This is a genomic window from Colwellia sp., assembly GCF_013215345.1.
Lineage (GTDB): Bacteria > Pseudomonadota > Gammaproteobacteria > Enterobacterales > Alteromonadaceae > Colwellia.
On record NZ_JABSOV010000126.1, the window covers coordinates 1 to 10,729 of the forward strand.

The 10,729-nt window shown below is 41.0% G+C and carries 10 protein-coding genes; 7 read left to right on the forward strand and 3 right to left on the reverse strand.

The genetic code is table 11. From position 1 onward, the window contains the following. From HRT50_RS15380 to HRT50_RS15405, 6 genes are all read left to right on the forward strand, one after another. Window positions 1–2,357, forward strand: a 2,357-nt coding sequence (locus HRT50_RS15380) for a choice-of-anchor U domain-containing protein (RefSeq protein ID WP_291616055.1), incomplete at its 5' end; no start/stop codon positions are given. Between the two features lie 412 nt (window positions 2,358–2,769). Next, entirely contained in the window at window positions 2,770–3,819 is a 1,050-nt protein-coding gene (locus HRT50_RS15385; RefSeq protein ID WP_291616057.1) for a 3-oxoacyl-ACP synthase III, read from the forward strand. Window positions 3,820–3,821: 2 nt separating this feature from the next. Continuing rightward, window positions 3,822–4,739: an alpha/beta fold hydrolase gene (locus HRT50_RS15390; RefSeq protein WP_291616059.1), complete on the forward strand. Its 918-nt coding sequence runs from the start codon at window positions 3,822–3,824 to the stop codon at window positions 4,737–4,739. 98 nt (window positions 4,740–4,837) lie between these two features. Then, window positions 4,838–6,616, forward strand: coding sequence for an olefin beta-lactone synthetase (gene oleC, locus HRT50_RS15395; protein ID WP_291616061.1), 1,779 nt, complete (start codon window positions 4,838–4,840; stop codon window positions 6,614–6,616). Between the two features lie 61 nt (window positions 6,617–6,677). Beyond that, window positions 6,678–7,820 carry a 2-alkyl-3-oxoalkanoate reductase gene (gene oleD, locus HRT50_RS15400; protein WP_291616063.1) on the forward strand — a complete coding sequence of 381 codons (1,143 nt, stop codon included), beginning with the start codon at window positions 6,678–6,680 and terminating at the stop codon, window positions 7,818–7,820. A gap of 82 nt (window positions 7,821–7,902) precedes the next feature. Then, window positions 7,903–8,304 carry a thioesterase family protein gene (locus HRT50_RS15405; RefSeq protein ID WP_291616065.1) on the forward strand — a complete coding sequence of 134 codons (402 nt, stop codon included), beginning with the start codon at window positions 7,903–7,905 and terminating at the stop codon, window positions 8,302–8,304. An 81-nt stretch (window positions 8,305–8,385) separates the two neighbouring features. On the opposite strand, the gene HRT50_RS15410 is transcribed toward HRT50_RS15405, so the two are convergent. The 3 genes from HRT50_RS15410 to HRT50_RS15420 all read right to left on the reverse strand — a co-directional run bounded on the left by HRT50_RS15410 (window position 8,386) and on the right by HRT50_RS15420 (window position 10,306). Next, the gene (locus HRT50_RS15410; protein ID WP_291616066.1) at window positions 8,386–9,126 is read right to left on the reverse strand and encodes an SDR family oxidoreductase; all 741 of its coding nucleotides are present in this window, start codon (window positions 9,124–9,126) and stop codon (window positions 8,386–8,388) included. Between the two features lie 262 nt (window positions 9,127–9,388). Further along, complete coding sequence (locus tag HRT50_RS15415) at window positions 9,389–9,838, reverse strand: SMI1/KNR4 family protein (protein ID WP_291616067.1); 450 nt, start codon at window positions 9,836–9,838, stop codon at window positions 9,389–9,391. A 111-nt stretch (window positions 9,839–9,949) separates the two neighbouring features. Further along, window positions 9,950–10,306, reverse strand: a complete 357-nt coding sequence (locus HRT50_RS15420) for a helix-turn-helix domain-containing protein (RefSeq protein ID WP_291616069.1) — start codon at window positions 10,304–10,306, stop codon at window positions 9,950–9,952. A 141-nt stretch (window positions 10,307–10,447) separates the two neighbouring features. Between HRT50_RS15420 and HRT50_RS15425 the strand changes: the two genes are divergently transcribed. Next, window positions 10,448–10,729: aldehyde dehydrogenase family protein (locus tag HRT50_RS15425; protein WP_291616071.1), on the forward strand; the 282-nt coding region annotated here is incomplete at its 3' end.

Sequence of the window (10,729 nt, forward strand, 5' to 3'; positions counted from 1 at the left end):
CTAATGATGCAACTGAATGGTTAGACACTGACGGTGATGGTGTTGGTAACAACAGTGATGTTTTTCCTAATGATGCGACTGAATGGTTAGATACCGATGGTGATGGTGTTGGTGACAATGCGGACAGCGATGATGTTAACGATGGTTTCACCGATGTAATCGATGCTTTTGATAACGACCCACTAGAATGGTTTGATACCGATAATGACGGCATAGGTAATAATGCTGATATCGATGATGATGGCGATGGCCGTGCAGATAGCATAGATTTGTTCCCCCTCGATGCGACCGAATGGCTTGATGCTGATAATGATGGCATAGGTGACAATGCTGATAGCGATGATGACAATGATGGCATTAGAGATGTCGACGATGACTTTCCATTTAATCCAGTTGAAGGCTCAGATACTGACGGTGATGGCTTAGGTAATATTTTTGATAATGATGATGATAATGATGGCTATCTAGATTTTGAAGACCAGTTGCCATTGGACCCCACTGAACATCTTGATACTGATGGCGATTTAGTGGGTAACAATGCCGATCTTGATGATGATGGCGATGGTATGAGTGATGTATTTGAGCTATTGCATAACTTTGATCCACTTAATGGCGACGATGCATTATTAGATACTGATTTTGATGGTGTTACTAACGGTGCAGAAGCGTTAGCGGGCACACATCCACTATTGGATGATTATGCGCCTATTATTACGCCACCACAGGCAGTACATATTAATGCCGACCATACCTTTACCAAACTAAATTTACAGCGATTAGTTTTTTTGACTAATATTTCAGTGCAAGATGGACTAGATGGTGCAAGCTGTTGTGGTTTAACTGCACTAGGATTTGAAACAGGGGCTAAAAATGTTAGTTCAGGTTTATTGCCCGTTCTTTGGCGAGCAGTCGATAACGCCGGTAATATTGCTACTGTTGAGCAAACCGTAAATATTCATCCCCTAGTGAATTTTTCAGCTTCGCAGTTAGTTGCTGAGGGTGGTGTTGCTCGTGTTGAGGTGATTTTATCGGGTGAAGCACCCGCTTATCCAGTGACATTACCGCTAACCATCACCGGCAGTGTCGATAATGCAGATTATCACCTGGCTGATAATAAAATAGTGATAATACAGGGCACGGCAGGTTTTATTGATATTAATTTACATAGTGACTTTCAACTCGAAGGTGATGAAGAGTTGATTGTTAGCTTTGAACAAGGGGTTAATGCTGGCGTGCATGTCAAGCATATTATTATAGTTACCGAAGCTAATGTTGCACCTAATATCAATGTCACCGTCTGGCAGAAAGGCATACAAGTGCCAAGCATTGCAAAAAACGATGGTGAAGTGACTGTGGTATTAACCATCAAGGATTCTAATATTAACGATAGTCACCAAATCGATTGGCAAATACCGGACTACTTAAATGTAGTGCAATCAAGTGATGGCTTAGCGCTAGTATTTCCCGTTGCGAGTGTTGTTTTACCCGATGAAAATAAAGGTCTGATTACTATTGCGGTAACGGTAACCGATAGCGGTAATAACTCCAATAGTGGTAGTGCCGAGTTGTCTCAAACTAAGCAAGTTTTCCTGCCGTTATTTGCTAGCCAAAAAACCTTAGGCAATCTAGATAGTGATAGAGATGGTATTAGTGATTTACTTGAAGGTTTTAGTGATGATGATTTAGATGGCTTGCCTGCTTATATGGATAACTCCACCATTCCTTATTTACAGCCATTGCATATAAATGCAGCGGTAGTGAAATTGGCTGAAACTGAACCAGGCTTGCAATTAAGGTTAGGTAAATTTGCATTGCTGCAAAACTCTGATGGTCTACAGCTTTCACAACAGGAAATTTTAGCGACAGGTTTAGTTGAACAAGATAACTTAGCCAATACCATGGGCTATTTTGATTTTGAAATACACAATATTATGCCTTTTGGCCGTTCGGTGGCTATTGTTTTACCGCTTGGCGATGCAATAGTTGAGTACTCTGTTTATCGTAAAATTAATGGTGAGCAGCAGTGGGTAGATTTTGTTGAAGACAGTAATAACGTTATCGCCACCAGTGCTACCATTAATGGTGTTTGCCCAGCGCCTCATAGCGATCTTTATCAAGTTGGCTTGAATGTCGGCGATACTTGCTTAAAGTTACTTATTGAAGATGGTGGCGCCAATGATGCTGATGGTATTGCTAATGGCGTGATTGATGACCCTGGTGGTATCGCGGTGGTTGACAATAACACCATTTCACTTGATGTAATCCCGACAAAATCGAGTAGTGGCAGCTTGTCCTTCTTAGCATTAGTATCACTGTTGTTATTGCTCTATCGACGCAAATTTTCGCTAGCTAATTAAGCGAAATCTAAGCATAATTTAAGCGACACTTTAGCGAGAAATAAGCGACTCTTAAGCAGATCTTAAATGAAAGGTAAGCGATAATTAATTAAGTAAGGCTCTCTTTATGAGGGCTTTTTTTATTTATGGCTATGATCCACCCTGATTAAATTAGCGAGATAAACGTACGATTTATGTTCGTCAGATAAGGTTACCACAATAGGAAATAGCGCTTAATTTCGCTTAATTTAGCGGAGTTTGTCGATAAATCATATTTTTGGTTGAATCCTTGCCATATTCTTGCTCAAATGACGCCCCATAGTCATAAATAATTAACATAGGTTAATTAACTTGCATTTTTAGCGCAATTTATCGAATAAATTGTCAACAAGGGTGTAATTATTAACCGAGAAAATAAGCAACAGCCATCTAAATGAAATATTCCCGCGTTTTTATTAATAGCTTAGCGTATGAGCTGGCCCCTGAAGTGGTAACCAGTGCAGAGCTTGAATATCGTTTGACCCCATTATATCAAAAATTTCGTATTCCCATGGGGCAGCTCGCTGCTTTAACCGGAATTGAAGAGCGCCGTTGGTGGCCAAAAGATCATGTTCTTTCCGATGGCGCTATTGTTGCCGCGCAAAGAGTAATGCATGAAACTGGCATTGCTGCCGCTGATTTAGGTGCCGTGGTTTATACCGGCGTTTGTCGCGATCAGCACGAACCAGCTACGGCTTGTCGAATCGCAGCAAAACTTGGTGTGTTAAAAAACACGGCAATTTACGATATCAGTAATGCCTGTTTAGGTGTACTTTCGGGTATTTTAGATATTGCTAATCGCATTGAGCTTGGTCAAATTAAAGCAGGTCTGGTGGTTTCATGTGAATCGGCACGTCATATTGTTGATGTAACTATTGATGATATGCTTGCCGAGCCAACCATGCAAAATTATGCCCAATCTTTAGCAACTTTAACCGGGGGCTCAGGTGCTGTAGCGGTACTACTTACCGATGGTAGTTTCAATCTAGCTACCGACCGTAATCATCAATTATTAGGTGCCAGTCACTTATCGGCACCCGAACATAACAATTTATGTCAATGGGGCTTAAAAGAAGTCGGCCCGCAATTATTTCGTGAATTTATGCGCACTGATGCAGTAACTTTACTTAAAGAAGGTGTTGCGCTGGCTAAAGATACCTGGGAGCACTTTTTAGACCAACGTCAATGGGATATTGAGCAAGTTGATAAAGTAATTTGTCATCAAGTTGGCGCTGCTAATCAAAAGAAAGTGTTAACCGCTTTAAACATTCCGGTAGCAAAAGAATTCCCTACTTTTAAACTACTAGGCAATATGGGTACCGTTTCTTTACCTGTTACTGCTGCTATGGCTCATGATCAAGGCTTCTTACAAAAAGGTGATAATGTCAGCTTTTTAGGCATAGGTAGTGGCTTAAATTGTATGATGTTGGGACTTAAGTGGTAAACATGTCAGATAATATGTCAGAGAGTAAGTTAACGGAACTATTCCCTTTTACCCGTAACTATATCAATCGCAATGGCCATCAATATCATTATGTTAATGAAGGGCAGGGCTCGCCTGTTGTTATGGTCCATGGCAATCCTAGCTGGTCTTTTTATTACCGTAATCTAGTTAGCGAATTAAGTAAAAATCACCAATGCATAGTGCCGGATCATATTGGCTGTGGTTTCTCTGATAAGCCAGACGATGAAGGCTATGATTACACCTTAGCTAAGCGCATAGATGACTTAGCAGCGTTACTTGAGCATTTAGAAGTAAAAGAAAATATCACCCTAGTTGTGCATGACTGGGGCGGCATGATAGGTATGGGCTATGCTGCGCGCTATCCTGAACGTATTAAACGTCTGGTTATATTAAACACCGGTGCTTTTCATTTACCGAAAGCTAAAAAATTACCTCCTGCTTTATGGCTGGGTCGCAATACTTTTATCGGTACTGTACTGGTACGAGGTTTTAATGCCTTCTCAGGAATAGCCTCGGTTATTGGCGTCAAGCGCAAGCCGATGGCAAAAGAGATTCGTCAAGCCTACGTAGCGCCTTTTAATAGCTGGCAGAATCGTATTTCTACCTTACGATTTATTCAAGATATCCCATTAAAACCGGGCGATAGAAACTATCAACTGGTCACTGACATTAGCGACAGTTTAGCGCAGTTTAACAAGTTACCTATGTTAATTTGCTGGGGCTTAAAAGACTTTGTTTTTGATAAACACTTCTTAGCTGAATGGCAACAACGTTTTCCACAAGCGCAAGTACATGCTTTTGATGATTGTGGTCACTACATTTTAGAAGATGCCAGTGATGAAGTTGTGCCCTTGGTAAGCGACTTTTTAAGTGCTAGTGAAGACAAGCTAACTCAATAAGAGTTAGTTTAATAAGCGTTGACTCATTATAGGCTTATTCAAAAGAGCTAACTCAATAGCAATTAACTCATTAGTGCTCATTTAAAAGGAAACGACACATGACAGAGACTTTGGACGTGTCCAAGCAAGCTAACTTATGTCGCCACCTCGCACACGCCGCAATAACAACGCCCAAGGCATTAGCGGTTGCCGTGCAAAAAAGCCAACGAGGCCAACTCAACTACCGTGAAATTGATTTTAAAGCTTTGCATCATCAAAGTGATGCCATCGCTTATGCGTTAAATGCTTACGGCCTAAAGTCGGGCATGAAAACTGTGTTGATGGTAACCCCGAGTATTGAGTTTTTTGCCTTAACCTTTGCTTTATTCAAAGCAGGTATTATTCCTATTTTAGTTGACCCTGGTATGGGTATTAAAAACCTTAAGCAGTGTTTTGTTGAGTCGACACCGGACGCTTTTATTGGTATTCCCAAAGCCCATATAGCTAGAAAGTTATTTGGCTGGGGTAAAACCAGCGTTAAAAAGCTATTAACTGTAACAGAAGCTGGTTCTGGCTATATTTCAGGTGCAAGCGCAGATATGTTTGCCTCCCTTATCGGTGGTATGAGTTTAACCGCGTTATTAAAGCGTTACCCAATGAAAAAAGGGCAAAAGTTTGAAATGGTAAAACTTAGCGATGATGATATGTCAGCAATATTATTTACCAGTGGCAGTACAGGTACACCTAAAGGCGTAGTTTATAGTCATAAAATGTTTGAGGCACAAATCACTGCGCTAAAAGAAGACTATGGCATAACACCAGGCGAACGTGATTTAGCAACCTTTCCACTCTTTTCATTATTTGGCCCGGCATTAGGCATGGCATCAATCGTTCCTGATATGGACGCTAGTAAACCTATTACTGCCAATCCAGACTTTATCTTTGCCGCTATTGAAAAATATCAATGTACAAATTTATTTGCTAACCCCGCACTGATTGAAGTATTAGGGCAGGCGGGAGTTCCCGATTTTTCAGCAACTAAAGGTTTGGCTGATGCTTCAGCTAATAAACCTACTATCAAACTGAATAGTTTAAAACGGGTGATCTCCGCGGGCGCACCAGCAACACTGCCGTCTATTGAGCGATTCACCCAATTACTTAGCGACAATGTCCCGGTACTAACTTCCTATGGCGCTACTGAGTCGCTACCCTTGACTAAAATTTCCAGTGCCGACTTATTGGCAACCAGCCACATCACCGACAATGGTGGCGGTATTTGTGTCGGCAGTGCTGTCAACGGTGTTGAAATCAGCATTATCGCCATTAGTGAAGAGGTGATTACAGTTTGGTCTGATGAGCTAATATTACCGGCTAACACTATTGGTGAAATCGTGGTTAAAGGCGATATGGTTAGTCATCAATATTATCATCGAGATTTGGCAACGGCGCAGGCTAAAATAATTGATGGCGATACTGTTCGTCATCGTATGGGCGATTTAGGTTATCTTGATGAAGCGGGTTTATTGTGGATGTGTGGACGAAAAGCGCATCGTGTTGAAACCGGAACCGATTCAAAAAGAAATACCTTCTTTTCTATTCCATGTGAGCGAATATTCAATACCCATAGCGCAGTGAAACGTAGCGCTTTAGTAGCGGTAACCATTTACCAGAAAAGTGTGCCCTTACTTTGTATTGAGCTCACCGAAGAAGCTAAACAAGATGAAAATTTTGATGGCACTGCGCTGTTTTCAGCTTTAAAAGGGCTAGCACTTGCGCATAAACAAACATCAGCTATTTCTCATTTTTTAATCCATGAAGACTTTCCCGTTGATATACGCCATAACGCTAAGATATTTCGTGAAAAACTTGCCGTTTGGGCCCAAGATGAACTCGATTAATACTGGCTAATTCTCACCCTATCAGTAGTACCCATTAACGAGCATTTTACTAGAGCCCTCGATGAAAAAAGATAATAAAAACAGCAATACCGATAGCTATACAGATAGTGATACTAGCTCAGCAACTACCGCGAGATTTAATCAAGTTGTTAAAGCACCACTGAGCGAACTAGCAGAGCATGCTCAACATGTCTTTGTTACCGGTGCTGGCGGGTTTTTAGGTAAAGCCATTTGTCGATTACTGCGTTTGGCAAATATTAAGGTTACCGGTTTTGCCCGTGGTCATTATCCAGAGTTAAGACAAATGGGCGTTACTATGGTACAGGGAGATATTACTGATTTCGTTCGCCTTAAAGAAGCGATGCAATCTTGTGATTTGGTATTTCATGTTGCTGCTAAAGCGGGCGTATGGGGCAGTAAGGACGATTACTTCAAACCCAATGTGCAAGGCGCTGAAAATATGATTCGTGCCTGCCAAGAGCTTGCCATTACCCGTTTAGTGTATACCAGTACACCGAGTGTTACTTTTGCCGGTATTGATGAAGCCGGTATTGATGAATCACAGCCCTATGCCGATAACTTTTTAAATTATTATGCAGAGTCAAAAGCGCTAGCAGAGCAGTTAGTATTGGCAGCATCACATAACTCGGCAACTGATTCACTCGATGATAAACAGTTAAAAACAGTCGCCTTACGTCCGCATTTAATTTGGGGGCCAAATGATCCCCACCTAGTGCCACGCGTACTTGAACGAGCCCGCGCAGGCAAGCTAAAACTTGTTGGTAAAGAAGATAAACTGGTTGATACCATCTATGTTGACAATGCCGCTTATGCGCACATCCTAGCGGCGTTAGCTTTGGCGAAACCTCAAGCTACATGTATCGGCAAGGCTTATTTTATTAGTAATGAACAACCCATCACAATGGCGGCTATGCTCAATAATATTCTTGCCTGTGTTGATTTACCGCCAGTGACAAAGCGTGTACCTAGCGCTGTTGCTTATGCTGTTGGCGCGACGTTAGAGTGGTTTTATAAACTATTAGATAAAAAGCAAGAGCCTATAATGACGCGCTTTGTTGCCAGACAACTGTCTACTTGTCATTACTTTGATATTAGTGCCGCTAAAAAAGATTTGGGTTATAAGCCGTTAATCACCATTGAAGAAGGCATGAAACAACTGAAAGCCTCGTTAATTGCCAAATAAATCACGCACTAAATAAATTATCAAAGAAATTAAGCAGAAATCTAGACTAAGCAGAAAATAAGTTAATCAGGAATTAAGTTAAATGAGTAAAATTTACCATCATCCCGTACAAATATATTATGAAGATACCGATCACTCCGGTGTGGTTTATCACCCTAATTTTCTCAAGTATTTTGAGCGTGCACGTGAGCACGTTATCGACAGTGATAAGTTAGCTAAGCTTTGGGCAGAAAAGGGCTTAGGTTTTGCGGTTTATAAAGCTAATTTAATCTTTCAAGACGGCGTTGAATTTGCTGAAATTTGCGATGTGCGCACTAGCTACCAATTTGATGGTAAATATAAGACCTTATGGCGACAAGAATTATGGCGCCCTAATGCGACTAAAGCTGCGGTTATTGCTGATATTGAAATGGTTTGTTTAGATAAACAAAAGCGCTTGCAACCGATCCCAGAAGAAATTCTTACACCACTTTCTCTAGGGTAAACTAGCGGGGGAAAGCTGCAGAGCAAGTTGCTAGGTAAACCTTAGGATAAATTGTAGGAGCAGCATTGAGTTAAATGAGGCTTATAAACCACCAGCCAAGTCTAGAAAGTTACCGGTAGAAAAAGATGACTTATCACTGGCTAGCCAATAAATGGCCTCGGCTACCTCTTCCGGCTCTCCGCCTCGCTGCATTGGAATAATATTCTTTAGCCGCTCAATACGCTCAGGCTCGCCGCCATCAGCGTGCATATAGGTATAGATCAAACCTGGGCGAACACAGTTAACTCTAATGCCTTCAGCAGCAACTTCCAGTGATAAACCCTTGGTTAAGGTATCTATTGCGCCTTTTGAGGCCGCATAATCAATGTATTCATTGGGTGAACCGCCCGAAGAAACATTGACAATAACACCACCTGAGCCACCGTAGCGAGTAGACATACGTTTTACTGCCTCTTTGCAGCACAAGAAATAACTCGTGACATTATTTGTTAATATTGAATTAATACGCTCAGCCGTCATATCTTCTACGCGAGACTGTTTTTTCAAAATACCGGCATTATTAACTAATATATCGACAGAGCCTAATGTCTTATCGACAGTAGCAAATAGGCGCTCTACATCCTTTTCGTAAGATACGTCGGCTTGTACGGTAATACATTGACCGCCACTAGCGGTGATAGTCATAGCTAGTTGAGTGGCTGATTGTTCATCAGACTTATAATTAATACAAACAGCGTAGCCTTTATTGGCAAAGAGCTTGGCTGTTGCGGCGCCAATGCCTCGACCAGCACCAGTGATAATTGCTACTTTTTCTTTGCTCATTATCCAACCTTTCAGATTCTAATATTCGATCACTATATTCGAATCATTGCTCAATGTCGACACGGTAATTAGGCTTGATAGGTGAGACATAATAAAACTTTTTATTATGTCTCAATTTAGCTAGACCCGAGTAAGCCCAGCGCAAAGTTTGCAGTGAATGCAATAAGCTTGTTTGGTGAGTAAGGGTCGAACAATGGCACAAGAGGTTGCTCAACCTAGCTCTGATGATTTACGCAGTACATTCACTTTGATATTAAGCGTGTTAAAGTTCATTAAACTGCTCAAGCCATTCAGTGAAAGAATTAGATACTTTTGTAACTGTGCCTAAACCATAGTTATAAAACCATACGGCGACATCTATTTTCTGACTTGCACACTCGCTAAGTTTGAAACAAAACATATTGCCCTTACAATCAGAGGCAAATAAAATATGCCCCTTTGGCATACCACTCATTTCATATAACTTTGATAGTGAGGCGATATCCTCTAGGCTTAAGAAGTCTTGTACTTCAGAAATATCGACGCCTAAATCACATATTTTGGTTAGTACATTTGGCGTGTGCACCAAGCCATAGGTAGATATTAAATATTTAAATGTATCAGGTAAAAAAGCATTTAATTTTGCTTCAAGCTCGACAATATCATCACTCTCTATTGGTACCATGGCATTTTTACTGCCCCAGTTTTTTACAAATAGATCAATGCTATCCATATAGGAATACTCCAATACAACAAACGCCCGGGTTAGAGGCTAAATTAGCCCGCTATCATAGCGAAGAATAAGCAGAAAGCTAGCGAATACTGGTTAGTTACTTCGGATTTTTTAAATATTATTCTCTTCGGTCCAATCCTTAAGTTTCTCTAATATATCGAGTGCAGTCCGACCAAAAGCGGTGATTTCATAAGTGACGGCAATGGGTCGAGTACAAATCACTTCTCGATTAACCAGTCCTTGGCTTTCTAATTCTTTAAGGCGTTGGTCGACCATTTTTTTACTTGCACCACCAAGCATGCGCGATAGTTCATTAAAACGCACTGGCCCGTCTTTCAGGTGCCATAGAATTGAAGCTTTCCACTTGCCACCTAAAATTCGCATACCCCGCTCAATTGAACAGGGTTCTGCGCAGCTATCACTATTTATTTTTATATTTTTATTCTTTGTTTTTAAAGTGTTTTTCATATTTATTTCAATCAAATTAACGTGGTTACTAAAAGTATACTGGTTGCTTTAATTCTCCACGCTATCATAATGTAGCACAAGAACCAATGATAACTTGTTATGCATTAACGAAAGCTAATGCAGCTTTAAGGAAACAAATCGATGTCCATGCTCGTCTCTTACGATCCAATTAATCACATAGCACTGGGTGAAGTGCCAATAACGACCGCTGAAAAAATGCCCGCCGTTGTTCAACGAGCGAAGAGCGCACAAAAGGCTTGGGCTGCGTTGTCCCTAGACGAACGTCACCAGAAAGTGATATTGGCATATCAACAGTTAGTTAAAGTACAAGAGCCACTGACACTGTTGATTAGTAAAGAAATGGGTAAGGATTATCGCAGAGCTGGTTATGAAGTGGCTGGTACCGTACAAAATACTGATTAC

Bases quoted from the DNA above. Each gene is read 5' to 3' on its own strand.
- HRT50_RS15385 (WP_291616057.1), top strand. From the start codon at position 2,770: ATGAAATATTCCCGCGTTTTTATTAATAGCTTAGCGTATGAGCTGGCC.
- HRT50_RS15390 (WP_291616059.1), top strand. From the start codon at position 3,822: ATGTCAGATAATATGTCAGAGAGTAAGTTAACGGAACTATTCCCTTTT.
- oleC (WP_291616061.1), top strand. From the start codon at position 4,838: ATGACAGAGACTTTGGACGTGTCCAAGCAAGCTAACTTATGTCGCCAC.
- oleD (WP_291616063.1), top strand. From the start codon at position 6,678: ATGAAAAAAGATAATAAAAACAGCAATACCGATAGCTATACAGATAGT.
- HRT50_RS15405 (WP_291616065.1), top strand. From the start codon at position 7,903: ATGAGTAAAATTTACCATCATCCCGTACAAATATATTATGAAGATACC.
- HRT50_RS15410 (WP_291616066.1), bottom strand. From the start codon at position 9,126: ATGAGCAAAGAAAAAGTAGCAATTATCACTGGTGCTGGTCGAGGCATT.
- HRT50_RS15415 (WP_291616067.1), bottom strand. From the start codon at position 9,838: ATGGATAGCATTGATCTATTTGTAAAAAACTGGGGCAGTAAAAATGCC.
- HRT50_RS15420 (WP_291616069.1), bottom strand. From the start codon at position 10,306: ATGAAAAACACTTTAAAAACAAAGAATAAAAATATAAAAATAAATAGT.